At 68.6% G+C, this 14,956-nt stretch carries 16 protein-coding genes; 10 read left to right on the forward strand and 6 right to left on the reverse strand.

Annotated elements, in window-relative coordinates:
- The coding region (locus AAEX60_RS06845; RefSeq protein ID WP_342102146.1) for an O-acetyl-ADP-ribose deacetylase at window positions 1-464 on the forward strand (464 nt) is incomplete at its 5' end.
- 78 nt (window positions 465-542) lie between these two features.
- Here AAEX60_RS06845 and AAEX60_RS06850 read toward each other — a convergent pair.
- Window positions 543-1,355, reverse strand: a complete 813-nt coding sequence (locus AAEX60_RS06850; protein WP_446721290.1) for a DedA family protein — start codon at window positions 1,353-1,355, stop codon at window positions 543-545.
- 17 nt (window positions 1,356-1,372) lie between these two features.
- Between AAEX60_RS06850 and AAEX60_RS06855 the strand changes: the two genes are divergently transcribed.
- Window positions 1,373-1,816, forward strand: a complete 444-nt coding sequence (locus AAEX60_RS06855; RefSeq protein WP_342102150.1) for a hypothetical protein — start codon at window positions 1,373-1,375, stop codon at window positions 1,814-1,816.
- Between the two features lie 8 nt (window positions 1,817-1,824).
- Here AAEX60_RS06855 and AAEX60_RS06860 read toward each other — a convergent pair whose 3' ends face one another.
- Window positions 1,825-3,021 carry a glycine C-acetyltransferase gene (locus tag AAEX60_RS06860; protein ID WP_342102489.1) on the reverse strand — a complete coding sequence of 399 codons (1,197 nt, stop codon included), beginning with the start codon at window positions 3,019-3,021 and terminating at the stop codon, window positions 1,825-1,827.
- Between the two features lie 14 nt (window positions 3,022-3,035).
- Entirely contained in the window at window positions 3,036-4,061 is a 1,026-nt protein-coding gene (tdh, locus tag AAEX60_RS06865) for an L-threonine 3-dehydrogenase (protein ID WP_342102152.1), read from the reverse strand.
- Between the two features lie 91 nt (window positions 4,062-4,152).
- Here tdh and AAEX60_RS06870 point away from each other — a divergent pair, with 91 nt between their 5' ends.
- A complete protein-coding gene (locus AAEX60_RS06870; protein WP_342102154.1) occupies window positions 4,153-5,559 on the forward strand; it encodes an L-serine ammonia-lyase in 1,407 nt (468 codons plus the stop codon).
- 113 nt (window positions 5,560-5,672) lie between these two features.
- Here the strand turns inward: AAEX60_RS06870 and AAEX60_RS06875 are convergent, their stop codons facing one another.
- Window positions 5,673-5,957 carry a putative quinol monooxygenase gene (locus AAEX60_RS06875; protein WP_342102156.1) on the reverse strand — a complete coding sequence of 95 codons (285 nt, stop codon included), beginning with the start codon at window positions 5,955-5,957 and terminating at the stop codon, window positions 5,673-5,675.
- 269 nt (window positions 5,958-6,226) lie between these two features.
- Here AAEX60_RS06875 and AAEX60_RS06880 point away from each other — a divergent pair, with 269 nt between their 5' ends.
- Complete coding sequence (locus AAEX60_RS06880) at window positions 6,227-7,348, forward strand: ABC transporter ATP-binding protein (protein ID WP_342102158.1); 1,122 nt, start codon at window positions 6,227-6,229, stop codon at window positions 7,346-7,348.
- 108 nt (window positions 7,349-7,456) lie between these two features.
- On the opposite strand, the gene AAEX60_RS06885 is transcribed toward AAEX60_RS06880, so the two are convergent.
- The gene (locus AAEX60_RS06885) at window positions 7,457-7,990 is read right to left on the reverse strand and encodes a GNAT family N-acetyltransferase (protein ID WP_342102161.1); all 534 of its coding nucleotides are present in this window, start codon (window positions 7,988-7,990) and stop codon (window positions 7,457-7,459) included.
- 144 nt (window positions 7,991-8,134) lie between these two features.
- The gene (locus AAEX60_RS06890; protein ID WP_342102162.1) at window positions 8,135-8,956 is read right to left on the reverse strand and encodes a hypothetical protein; all 822 of its coding nucleotides are present in this window, start codon (window positions 8,954-8,956) and stop codon (window positions 8,135-8,137) included.
- Between the two features lie 239 nt (window positions 8,957-9,195).
- Between AAEX60_RS06890 and metB the strand changes: the two genes are divergently transcribed.
- The 6 genes from metB to AAEX60_RS06920 are packed head-to-tail and all read left to right on the forward strand — an operon-like array spanning window position 9,196 to window position 14,872.
- Window positions 9,196-10,383, forward strand: a complete 1,188-nt coding sequence (gene metB / locus AAEX60_RS06895; protein ID WP_342102164.1) for a cystathionine gamma-synthase — start codon at window positions 9,196-9,198, stop codon at window positions 10,381-10,383.
- A 53-nt stretch (window positions 10,384-10,436) separates the two neighbouring features.
- Entirely contained in the window at window positions 10,437-11,825 is a 1,389-nt protein-coding gene (locus AAEX60_RS06900) for a DUF4032 domain-containing protein (RefSeq protein ID WP_342102167.1), read from the forward strand.
- Window positions 11,826-11,828: 3 nt separating this feature from the next.
- Window positions 11,829-12,095 carry a hypothetical protein gene (locus tag AAEX60_RS06905; RefSeq protein ID WP_342102170.1) on the forward strand — a complete coding sequence of 89 codons (267 nt, stop codon included), beginning with the start codon at window positions 11,829-11,831 and terminating at the stop codon, window positions 12,093-12,095.
- 41 nt (window positions 12,096-12,136) lie between these two features.
- Complete coding sequence (cysS, locus tag AAEX60_RS06910; RefSeq protein ID WP_342102172.1) at window positions 12,137-13,588, forward strand: cysteine--tRNA ligase; 1,452 nt, start codon at window positions 12,137-12,139, stop codon at window positions 13,586-13,588.
- A gap of 1 nt (window position 13,589) precedes the next feature.
- On the forward strand, window positions 13,590-14,558 hold the full coding sequence (gene rlmB, locus AAEX60_RS06915) for a 23S rRNA (guanosine(2251)-2'-O)-methyltransferase RlmB (RefSeq protein ID WP_342102175.1): 969 nt from the start codon (window positions 13,590-13,592) through the stop codon (window positions 14,556-14,558).
- Window positions 14,559-14,578: 20 nt separating this feature from the next.
- Window positions 14,579-14,872, forward strand: coding sequence for a nucleotidyltransferase family protein (locus AAEX60_RS06920; protein WP_342102177.1), 294 nt, complete (start codon window positions 14,579-14,581; stop codon window positions 14,870-14,872).
- Window positions 14,873-14,956: the final 84 nt, after the last annotated feature.

Genomic DNA, 14,956 nt, shown 5'->3' on the forward strand with positions numbered 1-14,956 from the left:
GTACCCCAAACTCTGTCTGGTGGGTTGGCGGGGGGGGGGGTGCCACCCCCCACCGGCGCGGCGGGCCCGAGATCCTGGCCGCCTGCCAGCAACTGCGTGCCAGCAGCCTGCCCGACGGTCTGCCGGCCGGGCAGGCAGTGGCCACCACCGCCGGCAAGCTCGACGCGCGGTGGGTGATCCACACCGTCGGCCCGGTGTGGGCGAAGACCATCGACAAGTCGGCGACGCTCGCCTCCTGCTACCGGGAATGTCTGCGAGAGGCCGACGAGCTGGGCGCCACCTCGGTGGCCTTCCCCACCATCTCCGCCGGCGTCTACGGTTGGCCGATGGACGACGCGACGCGGATCGCCGTCCAGACGGTCCGCGAAACCCCGACGAATGTGCAGCGAGTGATCCTCGTCGCCTTCAACGAGGCCGCCGAGGTGGGTTACCGGCAGGCCCTGCAGGCCTGGGGAAAACACTGATCACTCATTCCCGGCTGCGGCTCACTCATGTCCCGGCTGCGGCGACCCGGATCGGGGGATGTGCCAACACCAGCGAACTCAGGCCTGCTTCTTGCCGGACTTGATCATGGTGGAGCCGACGATGAAGATCACCAGACCAATCGCGACGTAGTTGGCGATCTTGGCGTACTGCTTGAGCAGCACGACGGCGGGTTCGCCCACCTGCCAGCCGAACCAGAAGTAGCCCAGCATCCAGACTGTGCTGGCCAAGAAGTCCAGGGCCATGAACTTCTTCCAGCTCATCCCGGTGGACCCCGCCAGCACGAAGATCACCTGCATCAGCGGCAGCGGAATGGGCACGTAGGCGACGAACATGCCCAGCCAGCCGAGCTTGTGCGCCCAGCGTTCGGCGCGCGCGTAGTTCTTGGCAGCACGCTTGGACTGCCCGGCCCAGACCTCGATCATTCCGCGGCCCCACAGCTTGCCGGCCCACCAGAAGACCCAGTCGAACTTGATCGACATCACCGATCCGGCCAGCAGGAAGAGCCACCAGTTGGGCGCCATCCCCTGCGAGGCCAGGGCTCCCATCGCCGCGGTGCCCGAGCGGGAACCGGTCAGGCCCACCAGCAGTGGTGGGTTGAGACCGAGCAGCCAGCCGCGCAGGGGGAGCATCGCCAACCCGAAGAGCCCCATGAACATGATCCAGCCCATGCACTGCTTGTCGGCCTTGCCAGGCTGGTGCTTCCACGGCATGCCGGGCTGGTCCCACCACGGCTTGTCCGCCTCGTCATCAACGGCGGTGGACGCCTGGGGGCTCTCGTTCATGGCGCCCAATCTACCCGGCGCGAGGAGCGCCCGGTCAGCGTTGGGACCGCCCCCGAAGGGTGCTACCGTCCAGCTGACGACGACCACCTTGTGGAGGACCACCGATGGCTGCCGAAAGCACTTTCGATCCCTACGCGATCGGCCCTGCGCTGCGGCGCAAGAGCGATCGAATCTGGTGGATCAACATCATCTCCGGTGGTGCCATCGCCATCTTCGCGGGGATCGGATGCCTGGCCCTGTTTGCCCTCGGCGGCGGGAACGGTGCGGGGATGGGCCTCCTCCTGGGCCTGGTGGCGGTGCTCTTCGGAGCCCTCAGCCGTTGGCTGGTGCAGACCCGACGCCGGTTGACCCCGCTGGAGCGGCACCAGATCGGGATGAGTTGGCTGGGCGCGGGCGCCCCGGGCCCGGACGGCGACATCGAGAGCAAGCACGTGCTGTCGATGGCCGAGACGCTGCGGATCGCCAAGCAGGCCAAGCAGCGCGAACAGGCGGCCCAACCGGTGGCCCGGCCCTCCGACTGGCAGCCGGGGAACCGCGGGCACCGCTGACGGTCTGGTCAGCCGACCTGTTCCCGGGCCTTCTCGAAGGCGGCGACGGCCGCCTCCAGGTCCTGCCGGGTCAGGTTGGCCGACATCTGGGTGCGGATCCGCGCCTTGCCCTTGGGCACGACGGGGTAACTGAAGGCCCGGACGTAGATCCCCTCGGCCAGGATGACGTCGGCCATCTGTGCGGCCTTGACCGCGTCGCCGATCATCACCGGCACGATCGCGTGGTCGCTCTCGGGGATCTCGAACCCGCGCCGGCCCATCTCGGCCCGGAACCAGGCGGTGTTCTCGTTCAGCCTGGCCCGCAGGTCGTCGGAGCGCTCCAGCAGGTCGATGGTGGCCATCGATGCGGCGGTGATCGCCGGCGCCAGCGAGTTGCTGAACAGGTAGGGGCGGCTGCGCTGGCGCAGCATCTCGACGATCTCCGCCCGGGCGCAGGTGTAGCCGCCCGAAGCCCCGCCCAGCGCCTTGCCCAGGGTGCCGGTGATGATGTCCACCCGGTCCTGCACGCCGAACTTCTCCGGGGTGCCGGCCCCGTGCGCGCCGACGAAGCCGACGGCGTGCGAGTCGTCCACCATCACCAGCGCGTCGTGCTTCTCCGCCAGGTCACAGATCTCATCCAGCGGGGCCAGGTAACCGTCCATGGAGAAGACGCCGTCGGTGGCAATCAGCCGGTAGCGGCAGTCCTTGGCGGCCACCAGCTGGGCCTCCAGGTCCGCCATGTCCCGGTTGCGGTACCGGAAGCGCTTGGCCTTGCTCAGCCGCACCCCGTCGATGATCGACGCGTGGTTCAGCTCGTCGGAGATGACCGCGTCCTGCTCCCCGCAGAGCACCTCGAACAGGCCACCATTGGCGTCGAAGCACGAGGAGTAGAGGATGGTGTCCCACGCCGCTTCCCCGTCAACTGGCTCAGGGGACGGATGCAGGAAATTGGTGATCTTGTTCTCCAGCTGGGTGTGCTGGTCCTGGGTGCCGCAGATGAAGCGCACCGAAGCCATCCCGAAGCCCCAGGTGTCCAGCGCTGCCTTGGCGGCGTCGATCAGCACCGGGGAATCGGCCAGCCCCAGGTAGTTGTTGGCGCACAGGTTGACCACCTCGCGCCCCTGCACCTGGATGTGCGCGCTCTGCGCGGAGCTGAGCGGCACCTCCACCTTGTACAGGCCGTCGGCCTTGAGCTGCTCCAGCTGGGCAGCAAGATCATCCTTCAGGGTGGTGTACATGATCAACTCCAGTCCATGACGACCTTGCCACCCCGGCCATTGCCGGCGGTCGCGAAGGCCTGCTCGAATTCGGTGTAGTGGAAGCGGTCGGTGATGACGCCGGAGATGTCCAGGCCGGATTCCAGCAGCACGCTCATGGCATACCAGGTCTCGAAGATCTGCCGTCCGGTCACCCCCTGCAGGGTCAGCATGTTGAAGATGATCTTGCTGAAGTCGATCTCGGTGGGCTTGGCCGGGGTGCCCAGCAGCGCGATCCGACCACCGTGGGTCATGTGGTCGATCATGCTGGCCAGGGCGGCGCCGGAGCCGGACATCTCCAACCCGATGTCGAAGCCCTCCTTCATCCGGGCGCGCTCGAAGACCACGTCGAGGCTCTCCTTGCCGACATTGATGGTGTCGGTCAGGCCAAGGCTCTGGGCCAGCGCCAACCGTTCGTCGGACAGGTCACTGACGACGACGTGCCGGGCGCCGGCGTGCTGGGCCACCAGCGCGGCCATGATGCCGATGGGTCCGGCACCCGAGACCAGCACGTCCTCCCCCAGGCTGGGGAACTGCAGCGCGGTGTGCACCGCATTGCCGAAGGGGTCGAAGATGGCGGCCACGTCGGGATCGATCGGCCGGTGGTGCACCCAGACATTGCCCGCGGGCATGGTGAAGTACTCGCTGAAGCAGCCGTTGACCATGTAGCCGATGCCCTGGGTGTTGCGGCACAGGTGCCGTTTGCCGGCCAGGCAGGCGCGGCACCGGCCGCACACATAGTGACCCTCGCCACTGACGAACTGGCCCACCTTCAGGTCCTCCACCGCGGAGCCAAGGCCGACGATCTCACCGCAGAACTCGTGACCGATGGTCAGCGGAGTGGGCACGACCCGCTGCGCCCAGGCATCCCAGTTGTTGATGTGCAGGTCCGTGCCGCAGATGCCGGTACGCAGCACCTTGATCAGCACCTCATTGGGGCCGGGCTGCGGGTCCGGCAGCTCCATCAGTTGCAGTCCGGGCTCCGGGGTCGCTTTGACCAGCGCCTTCATCTTTTCTCCTCACACCGTTGTGACACCGAAATTACTCGCGTCGCTTCGGGCACTTCAACGCAGCCCTGCCATTGGCGGGTTGTCCCGACTCATGCAGACTGGGTTCGTGGCGATCAGCTCCTTTGACATGTTCAAGATCGGTATCGGCCCGTCCAGCTCGCACACCGTCGGCCCGATGCGGGCCGCGGCGCGCTTTGCCGCGGACCTGGCCGCGGGGCCGGACCTGGCTCGAGTGACCCGGGTGAAGGCGGAGCTGTTCGGCTCCCTGGGTGCCACCGGGCACGGGCACGGCTCGCGTCCGGCGGTCCTGCTGGGTCTGGAGGGGGAACAACCGGAGACGGTGGACACCCGTCGGGCACCGGAACGGACCGCCCAGATCGAGCAGCAGGGACGCCTGCGGCTGGCCGGCCCGGACGGCCCCGAACTGCGCTTCCACGCCGACCGGGACCTGGTGCTGCACCGCACTCGTCGGCTGGACTTCCACAGCAATGGCATGGTCTTCACTGCCTTCGCCGGCGACGAGCCGCTGAGCCGCCGCACCTTCTACTCGATCGGCGGCGGCTTCGTACTGGAGGACGACGGCAGCGGCCACCCCACCGTGCGGCTGGACACCACCCCCGTGCCCTATGACTTCCACACCGGGGCGGAGCTGCTGGCGCACTGCCGCGACCACCGGTTGACCATCCCGGAGGTGCAGCTGGCCAATGAGCTGGCGCTGGGCCGCACCGAGGAGGAGGTGCGGGCGGGGCTGCTGCGGATCTGGCGGGTGATGGAGGACTGCATCGCCGCCGGCTGCGCCACCTCCGGCGTGCTTCCCGGTGGCTTGCGGGTGCGCCGCCGCGCGCACCGGCTGCACCTGGACCTGACTGCGCGGGAGCGCCAGCCGGCCGGCCCGGTGGATCCACTGGCGGCCATGGACTGGCTCACCCTGTGGGCGCTCGCGGTGAACGAGGAGAATGCCTCCGGTGGCCGGGTGGTGACCGCCCCCACCAATGGCGCGGCCGGGATCATCCCGTCGGTGCTCAAGTATGCGCACACCTACATGCCCGGCGCCGGGGAGCACACCGTGGTGGACTTCCTGCTCACGGCCGGGGCAATCGGTTCCATCTACCAGCAGAGCGCCTCCATCTCCGGTGCCGAGGTGGGTTGCCAGGGTGAGGTGGGCGTGGCCGGATCGATGGCCTCCGCCGGGCTGTGCCAGGTGCTGGGCGGCAGCCCGCAGCAGGTGGCCAATGCCGCCGAGATCGGGCTGGAACACCACCTGGGCCTGACCTGCGACCCGGTGGGCGGGCTGGTGCAGATCCCCTGCATCGAGCGCAATGCCGTGGCCAGTGTGCAGGCGATCACCGCCGCCCGGCTGGCGCTGCACGGCGACGGTCAGCAGATCGTGAGCCTGGACCAGGTGATCAAGACGATGATGCAGACTGGCGCGGACATGAAGACCAAGTACAAGGAGACGGCCCGCGGCGGCCTGGCGGTCAACATCGTCGAGTGCTGAGCGAGAGCAGGGGCATCCCCCTTGCTGATTCCGCACACGAGCGCAGGCAGGAGCCTGCGAGTGCCGGTGCGCGCGAGTGCCGCGGGGGTTCAAGGGGGTCGTCCCCCTTGCTGCTAGACCGCGTGGTACTTGACCGTGCGACGGGGTTCGGCCATCAGGTCGGCGACGCCCTCGCGCCAGGCCAGGTAGTGCTCCTGGGTCTTGTGGAAGTCCAGGTCCTCCGGGCTGGTGTAGTGCTCCACCAGGCAGAAGACGGTCGGGTCCTCGTCGGACTGGATCAGCTCGAAGAGTTCCACCCCGGGCTCCAGCCGGCTGGCCTCGGCATTGGCCAGCGAGGCCTGCTTGAAGGCCTCGACGCCCTCGGGGGTGGTGTGCACATTGCAGTGGACGATCAGCATGTCTTCCTCCCAAATGGTGGGACGCCGGGTGAACGGGGCGTCGCTGACTCCAGCATGCTGCATGGGCCCGTGACGGGGCCAGTCGTTCACCGTCCCGTAACAATGACGGCCAACATGCCTAGTCACGAAGAATCTTCAGGGTAAACAGTGGGGGCCGGTCTTCCCGTCGCATCCTCGATGTGACAGTCTGAGCAAGTGGACAAAGCATGTCCACGGATTCCACTACGGATCGTCGGGCACGTACCTGCCCGTGGAAAGGAAGTGTGGCAATGGCCACCGTCAGTTTCAACGATGCCTCGCGCGTCTACCCCGGGGCGGACCGCCCCGCCGTCAACAAGCTGAACCTTGAGATCGGCGACGGCGAGTTCATGGTGCTGGTCGGCCCCTCCGGCTGTGGCAAGTCCACCAGCCTGCGCATGCTGGCCGGTCTGGAAGAGGTCAATGCCGGCAGCATCCACATCGGTGACCGTGACGTCACCGACCTGCCGCCGAAGGACCGTGACATCGCCATGGTCTTCCAGAACTACGCTCTGTACCCGCACATGACCGTCGCGGACAACATGGGCTTCGCCCTGAAGATGCAGAACGTCCCCAAGGAGGAGCGCCAGCAGCGCGTCCAGGAGGCCGCCAAGCTGCTGGGCCTGGAGGACTTCCTGTCCCGCAAGCCGAAGGCCCTGTCCGGTGGTCAGCGCCAGCGTGTCGCCATGGGTCGCGCCATCGTCCGCAACCCGCAGGTCTTCCTGATGGACGAGCCGCTGTCCAACCTGGATGCCAAGCTGCGTGTCCAGACCCGTACCCAGATCGCCGCCCTGCAGTCCCGCCTGGGCGTCACCACCGTCTACGTCACGCACGACCAGGTCGAGGCCATGACCATGGGTGACCGCGTCGCGGTGATGAAGGACGGCGTGCTGCAGCAGGTGGACACCCCGCTGGCGCTCTACGACACCCCGGCCAATCTGTTCGTGGCTGGCTTCATCGGCTCCCCCGCCATGAACCTGATCGGCGGCAAGGTCGTCGACGGTGGCGTGCAGGTGGGCGACTACGTCGTTCCCGTGCCCCGCGAGGTGCTGGCCAAGGCTCCCGGTGAGAGCAATGTCACCTTGGGAATCCGGCCCGAGACCTTCACGGTTGCGCCGGACAACAACGGCATCGGCGTGGACGTCGCCGTGGTCGAGGAGCTGGGCGCCGACGGCTACATCTACGGCACCCTGGCCGGCCTGCCCGACGACGAGAAGCTCACCGCCTCCCAGATCGTGGCTCGCGTGAGTGGCCGGGTCCAGCCCAAGCGCGGCGAGACCGTGCGGCTGGCGGTCTCCCCGGACAATGTGCACGTCTTCAGCAATGAGACCCAGCAGCGGATCTCGGGTGGCACCAACACCTGGCGCGTCTGATCCCTCGGGATCTGCCGCTCGGCACGACGAACGCAAGGGCCCCCGCTTCGGCGGGGGCCCTTGTGCGTGTTGCTGCCCTTGTGCCCTACTGGCCGGAGCATTCTCCGGTCAGGTGAACTGCAGTTCCAGCGGCTCGTAGCGCGGCACCGGGTCGGTCCGCAGCCGGGCCAGGCGACGGGTGTCGAAACGCTGCCCGTGGTAGGCCAGCTTCTGCCGTTCGATTCCTTCGGGGAGGAAGCCGGCGAACTCCGCCACCCGGGCGGAGGCCAGGTTGTCCACCCGGTGCCCCGCCTCCAGCCGGAAGAGCGGCTGGGGTGACAGGAAGAGCATCCAGTCGGCGATGGTGGCCAGGCCGCGTTTGGTCCAGCCCTTGCCCCTGCCCTGGTGGGACATCCAGTAGCTCACCCAGCCCACCTGGTTGAGCCGGTCCATTCGGGTGACGCCGATCCCGCCGATGGCCACACCGTTGTGCACGATGGCGAACCGGCGGTCGGCCGGCCAGGCCTCGATGGCGGCCCGGGCCTGGGAGACGTCGGCCATCGGGGGCAGTTCCCGCTCCAGGTCCGAGGCGGCGCGGCGATGCCGCAACAGCGCCGGGGCATCGGAGGTGCGCCAGGGTCGGATGATCGGGTCTTCGGGCATGGCTCAAGTCTGGGGCCCGGAGCCCAACACAACAAATGCGGCAGGTCAGATGACCAGAGGGCCTTCGAGGCCCTTGGTCATCTGACCTGCCGCATTTGTTGTGTTGGGAAGGGCGAGCATCTTCCGGAGGAGCCCGCGCTGGCGTCAGTTCACGCTGACATGCACGTGGTCATAGTGGTTGGCGGTGGCCGATCCACGGTCGGCCATGATCCGCCAGCCCTCACCGGAGCGCTGCACGCTCCAGATGTGCTGGCGCCAGATGACGTACTTCACACCCAGCTCGCTGGCGTGCTGCTGCAGGTAGGCGGCAACCTGGTCACCGGTGCCCTTGTCCGAGGTCATCAGGTCCACCGCGTGGCCGGTGCCGTGGTCGTCGGCGCTGCTGCGCAGGGTGCCGATGTCAGTGATCTGCGGGTAGTTGGCATTGATCGCCTTGATCACCTTGACCGCATTGGCGGACAGCCCGGCGGTGCTCACCGAGGCGCTGGACGCGTAGCTCACGGAGCTGGTGGTGGTGCTCGTACCGCTGCCGGTGCTGGTGGCGGCATTGCTGCTGCTGGTGGTGGTGGAGGCGCTGCTGGCCCCAGTGGTGGCCAACGAGCCGCTGCTCCCCGCGCCGGAAGGTGCACTCAGCGTCCTGGTGGTGCCGGTGCGGGTGACGCCAGTGCCGGTGACGCCAGTGCCAGTGCCGGTGCTGGTGGTGCCGGTGCGGATGGTGTGGACCGCTGCGCGGTCGCGCCGGGTGCCCTGCTGCTGGGCGGCGGGCTGGCTTGCGCGCTTCGGGGCCGACGACTGGTGGCGCGCCGCCGGAGTCTTGCAGGACTGCTCCGTGCCGGCGGCCGGCCGGTGCCCGTCGGCCGGCGCTGCTTGGGCGGCCGCGGCGGCACCGGTGGACAGGAGCGCGGCCACGGCCAGCGAGCTGGCCAGGCGGCGGGCTGCCGAACGAGGAGGATTCGAGTGGGACATGGGATTGCTCCTTGCAGTGGCCGGACCGTCCGACCACGACCTCGACGCTAGGTATTCCTGAGATTAATCCCAACAAAAACTGAGATATTCATAGAATTTAGGACTTCCCTGTGACTTCCTGCCTCCGGGAACCAAGTCCCGCCACCCCTTGTCGGCGGCCGGTTGCGCGTCGTGGACAGTGCACCGACCGGTGAATTCTTCCGCCTAGTCTGGGTCGGACCACACCCCAGGAGGCAGCCATGACCCAGACCCCCCAGCCGAGCCGCCGCACCCGCGGCCTGCGCACCGGGCTCGACCGGGATCCGGCCCAGCAGGCGGTCGTTCCCCCGATCCACCTGTCCACCAACTACACCTTCCGCGGCCTGAACGGCCGCGGGGACTATGACTACTCCCGCACCGCCAACCCCACCCGGGACCTGCTGGCCGAGGCCCTGACCACCCTGGAGCACGGCGCCGGCGCGGTGGTCACCAACAGCGGAATGGCCGCCATCACCCTGTGCCTCAACGCCTTCGTCCCCGCCGGCGGTCGGGTGGTTGCCCCGCACGACTGCTACGGCGGCACCTGGCGGCAGCTGCAGTGGCTGGCGGACAAGGGGGCGCTTAGGGTGGACTTCGTCGACCTGACCTGCCCGGAGGTCGCGGCCGAGTCCCTGCGCGAGCCGGCCGACCTGGTGCTGGTGGAGACCCCCTCCAATCCACTGCTGAGGCTGACCGATATCCGGACCATCTCGGAGGCGGCGCACGCCGCGGGCGCCCTGGTGGTGGCCGACAACACCTTCTGCTCCCCCGCCCTGCAGCAGCCGCTGGAGCTCGGCGCTGACCTGGTGGTGCACTCCACCACCAAGTTCATCAACGGCCACTCAGACGTGGTGGGCGGCGTGGTGGTGGCCCGCGATCCGGAGCGGATGGCGACGCTGGCCGGCTGGGCCAACTGCCTGGGGCTGACGGCGGGCGCATTCGACTCCTACCTGGTGCTGCGCGGGCTGCGCACCCTGGATGCGCGGATCCGGCTGCACGAACAGAACACGCGCGCCGTGGTGGAGCTGCTGTCCGGCCATCCGGCGGTGACGGCGGTGCACCACCCGTCGCTGCCCGGCCACCCGGGGCATGAGCTGGCCCGGCGGCAGCAGCCGGGCGGCTTCGGTTCCCTGCTCAGCTTCGAGCTGGCGGGCGGCCGCCCCGCGGTGGAACGCTTCGCCGACGGTCTGCAGCTCTTCCTGTTGGCCGAGAGCCTGGGCGGGGTGGAGAGCCTGGTCTGCCACCCGGCGTCGATGACCCACGCCGCGATGCCGCCCGAGGTGCAGCAGGCCGCCGGAATCACCGACGGTCTGGTGCGGGTCAGTGTCGGGATCGAGGCGGCCGATGACCTGGTGGCGGACCTGGGCGCAGCGCTGGACCGCGCCGACGGCCAGCTCCACCAGGGCTGAGGAATCCCCCCACCCGGGCACGCCCGGCGGGCAAGTGATGGCACTATGAGGGTGTGCCTCGTTTCCTGTCCGCCAAGCCCGACGCCCGCCTGATCCCACTGCTGTGGGGGACCCCGCTGGCGAACTGGCCGACCGAACAGCTGGTGGCGCTGCCCCGGGGCATCTCCCGGCACGTGGTGCGGTTCATCACCGTGGGAGACCAGGTCTATGCCGCCAAGGAGGTGATCGAGCACCTGGCCATCCACGAGTACCGGATGCTGCATGACCTGATGCGGCTGGGAACCCCGTCGGTGGAGCCGCTGGGGGTGGTCACCGGCCGGACGGACCAGCATGGCGAACCGCTGGACCCGGTGCTGATCACCCGCCACCTGCAGTTCAGCCTGCCCTATCGCAGCCTGTTCAGCTCGGGCGTGCGGCAGGACACCGTGATGCGCCTGATCGATGCGCTGGTGGTGCTGCTGGCCCGGTTGCACCTGCTGGGCTTCCTGTGGGGTGACGTCTCCCTGTCGAATGTGCTCTTCCGCCGCGACGCCGGTGAGTTTGCCGCCTACCTGGTGGACGCCGAGACCGGCGAGCTGCACGACGTGCTGACCGCGGGGCAGCGGGAGCACGACCTGCAGATTGCCCGGACCAACCTGTTCGGTGAGTTCCTGGATCTGGAGGCCGGCGGGCTGTTGGACGAGGCGCTGGACCCGCTCAGTCTGGTGGAGACCATCGAGAGCCGCTACCGCGAGCTGTGGGCCGAGCTGACCGGCGTCGAGGAGTTTGGCGGCAATGAGCTGCACCGGATCGAGTCCCGGGTGCGCCGTCTCAATGCCCTGGGCTTCGACGTGGCGGAGCTGGACATCACCACCTCCGCCGACGGCCACACCGTCCGGATCCAGCCCAAGGTGGTGGATGCGGGGCACCATTCCCGCCGCCTGATGCGCCTGACCGGGCTGGACACCGAGGAGAACCAGGCCCGTCGGCTGCTCAATGACCTGGACACCTTCCGGGCGCGCACCAACCAGCAACACGTCGACGAGGCGCAGGTGGCCCACCAGTGGTTGACCCAGATCTTCGAGCCGACGGTGGCCTGCATCCCGCCGGACCTGGCCGGCAAGCGCGACGCCGCGCAGTTCTTCCACGAGGTGCTCGACTACCGCTGGTATGCCAGCCAGCGCAATGGGTACGAGGTGTCCACCGTCGACGCCGCCCACGGCTACATCCAGGACGTGCTGCGCAACCTGCCCGACGAGGCCATCGCGGAGGAGGCCATGGAGCAGATCGTCGACGGAAACCGGGTGCTGGCCAATCCCTATGACCCGTCGCAGGGCTACCTGGACGAGACCGAGGTCAAGCCCTACGACCCGTGGGAGGACGGCATCGAGGAGGCCGACGCGGCGCCGAGCCCGTTCGGCGGGTTCGACATCGAGGCCCTGCGGGCCAAGGCAAAGGGGTGACGGGTGGCAATCAAACGTCCCGAGGGTGGGATGCCGGACTGGGTGGTCCCGCTGTTGCTCTTCCTGACCGGCCTGGCCCCGCTGCTGCTGGCCCGCACCACCGAGTGCCTCTCCCTGGACAATGGCACCGCCACCCCGGACCAGGTCTGTTCCTCCCACATCCCGCTGGGGGCCTGGGTCTTTGCCGGCATCTGCTGGCTGGCGGCGCTGATTGTCTTCCTGGCTGCGCGCAACAACCGGGCCCAGACGGGGCGGCCCGGGCCGGGATGATGGCCGAGCGCGGCCGGGCCCGGTCCGCGTAGACTGGCGCGGTGAACTTTCGCCTGTATGACAGCGCCACGCGCCAACTGACCGACTTCGAACCCCTCGTCGAGGGCAAGGTGTCGATCTACCACTGTGGCCTGACCGTGCAGAGCGCCCCCCACCTGGGCCACATCCGCAAGGAGGTGGTCTTCGATGTCCTGCGGCGCTGGCTGACCTTCAGCGGATACGACGTGACCATCGTCGCCAACGTCACCGACATCGACGACAAGATCCTGACCAAGTCCGCCGAGGCCGGCGTCGAGTGGTGGGCGCACGCCTACCGCTTCGAGAACGAGCTGCACGCCGCCTACCGCTCACTGGGCTGCCTGCCGCCCAGCTACGAGCCGCGCGCCACCGGACACATTCCCGAGATGATCGAGCTGATCCAGGAACTCATCGACAAGGGGCACGCCTACCCGGCGCCCGATGAGTCCGGCGACGTCTACTTCGACGTGAAGAGCTGGCCCACCTATGGCAGCCTGAGCCACCAGAAGGCCGACGACATGGAGGCCGCCGCCGACTCCGACCCGCGCGGCAAGCGCGACCCACGCGACTTCGCCCTGTGGAAGGGCTGGAAGCCGGGCGAGCCGGAGACGGCGTCCTGGCCGTCGCCCTGGGGCCGCGGCCGCCCGGGCTGGCACATCGAGTGCTCCGCAATGGCCGGCAAGTACCTCGGCGACGCCTTCGACATCCACGGCGGCGGCCTCGACCTGCGCTTCCCGCACCACGAGAACGAGCTGGCGCAGTCCACCGCGGCCGGCCGTCCGTTTGCCAAGTACTGGATGCACAACGCCTGGGTGACGATGGCGGGCGAGAAGATGAGCAAGTCGTTGGGCAATACCGCGCTGGTCACCGAGGTGACCAAGCAGTACAACCCGCGCGCAGTGCGCTTCTTCCTGCTGGCTCCGCACTACCGCAGCATGATCGAGTTCTCCCCCGCCGACGAGGCGTCGAAGGGTTCGCTGGTGGAGGCGGAGAAGGCGATCGAGCGGATCGACTCCTTCCTGCAGCGCGCCGCGGCCGTGGCGACTCCCGTTGACGCCGGGTTCAGCCGCGTCACTTCGCGTGAACTGCCACAGGCCTTTGCCGACGCCATGAACGATGATCTGGGCACGCCCAAGGCCGTCGCCGTGCTCTTCGACGAGATCAGCCAAGGCAACAAGGCGATCGCCGCCAAGGATGTGACCGCCGTGGGACAGCACCTGATGGCGGTCCGCGACATGCTGGACGTCTTCGGGCTCGACCCCGAGGCCGACGAGTGGGCCCACCTGTCCTCGGACAAGGGCTCCAACCTGGAACCCGTGGTCGACGCCCTGGTGAGCAAGCTGCTGGTGCAGCGCGCCGAGGCCCGCGCCAACAAGGACTGGGCCGCTGCCGACGCGATCCGCGACACCCTGGCCGAGGTCGGCCTGAAGATCACCGACACCCCCGAGGGTGCTCGCTGGGAACTGGAGAACTGACATGGCCGGAAATTCACAGCGTCGCGGCGCCACCAGCAAGGGCAAGGGCAACACCGCCGGGTCGGGTGGCCGTCGCCGCAAGGGCCTGGAGGGCCGCGGCCCGACGCCCAAGGCGGAGGATCGCCCCTACCACAAGGCCTACAAGGGCAATGTGAAGCCCGGCACCACCAAGGAGCAGCTGGCCCGACGTCAGGGCGGCGGCCGCACCACGGCCAGCAAGCCGGCGGGCAAGGCCGGCGCCGAGTGGGTGGTGGGCCGCAACCCGGTCTTCGAGGCGCTGCAGGCCGGGATGCCGGTCAAGAGCCTCTACGTCGCCGAGGGTGCCGAGCGGGATTCCCGGTTGGCCGACGTGCTGAAGCTGGCCGCCGAGAACTCGCTGCCCCTGCTGCAGATCAGCCGGGCCGAGCTGGACCGCCTCACCGGCGGCGCCGTGCACCAGGGCCTGGCGCTGCAACTGCCGCACTATGAGTACGCCCACCCCGACGACCTGATGTCCGCGGCGCTGGACTCCGAGACGGCCCCGCTGCTGGTCTTCTGCGACGGGATCACCGACCCGCACAACCTGGGCGCCATCATCCGCTCCGCCGCCGCCTTCGGCGCCCACGGCGTGCTGATCCCGGAGCGACGCAGCGCGTCGATGACCGCGGTGGCGTGGAAGTCATCGGCCGGTGCGGCCGCCCGGATCCCGGTGGGGATGTGTACCAACCTGAACCGGGCGATCGAGAGCTACCAGAAGGCCGGCTTCACCGTCGTCGGCCTGGCCGGTGAGGGCGATGTGGAGATCGGCGGGATCCCCGGCGTCGACGGGCCGCTGGTGGTGGTCGTCGGTTCCGAGGGCGACGGGCTGGCCCGCCTCACCCGGGACAAGTGCGACCACCTGGCCAGCATCCCGATCACCTCGGCGGTGGAGAGCCTCAATGCCTCGGTGGCCACCTCGATCGCGCTGTACGAGATCAGCCGCTGCCGCTGACACCCCTCTAGCCTGAGCATGTGACCAACCGACGCCCCAGTGATGCCCTGCGGGAGCATGCCGACGAGATCCTCACCGAGTTCTCACGCCTGGGCGTGACGAATGTCCGGGTGTTCGGCTCTGTGGCACGCGGCACCGACACCCCCAATTCCGATGTGGACCTGTTGTGTGACTTCCCCGAAGACTTCGGCATCAGGGCATTCAGCCTCGCCGACGAACTCTCGGATCTCCTGGGCTTCCCCGTCGATCTGGTCAGCGACGTCGGTTCCACGCCCGTGATCGAGCGGGCCCGCGCAGAAGCCGTGCCGCTGTAGTAGCCGGCGGCCTCCAGGGCACTGGCCTGCTTGGAATAGCACGGAAGGGAGATTTTGGTGGAGCCGTGGAACCGGATGCCCGAG

The sequence above is a fragment of the Luteococcus sp. H101 genome (assembly GCF_038433155.1).
Classification (GTDB): domain Bacteria; phylum Actinomycetota; class Actinomycetes; order Propionibacteriales; family Propionibacteriaceae; genus Luteococcus.

Coding starts and splice junctions, on each gene's coding strand:
- AAEX60_RS06855 (WP_342102150.1), top strand. CDS start 1,373: ATGGCTGCCGAAAGCACTTTCGATCCCTACGCGATCGGCCCTGCGCTG.
- tdh (WP_342102152.1), bottom strand. CDS start 4,061: ATGAAGGCGCTGGTCAAAGCGACCCCGGAGCCCGGACTGCAACTGATG.
- AAEX60_RS06870 (WP_342102154.1), top strand. CDS start 4,153: ATGCAGACTGGGTTCGTGGCGATCAGCTCCTTTGACATGTTCAAGATC.
- AAEX60_RS06875 (WP_342102156.1), bottom strand. CDS start 5,957: ATGCTGATCGTCCACTGCAATGTGCACACCACCCCCGAGGGCGTCGAG.
- AAEX60_RS06880 (WP_342102158.1), top strand. CDS start 6,227: ATGGCCACCGTCAGTTTCAACGATGCCTCGCGCGTCTACCCCGGGGCG.
- AAEX60_RS06885 (WP_342102161.1), bottom strand. CDS start 7,990: ATGCCCGAAGACCCGATCATCCGACCCTGGCGCACCTCCGATGCCCCG.
- AAEX60_RS06890 (WP_342102162.1), bottom strand. CDS start 8,956: ATGTCCCACTCGAATCCTCCTCGTTCGGCAGCCCGCCGCCTGGCCAGC.
- metB (WP_342102164.1), top strand. CDS start 9,196: ATGACCCAGACCCCCCAGCCGAGCCGCCGCACCCGCGGCCTGCGCACC.
- rlmB (WP_342102175.1), top strand. CDS start 13,590: ATGGCCGGAAATTCACAGCGTCGCGGCGCCACCAGCAAGGGCAAGGGC.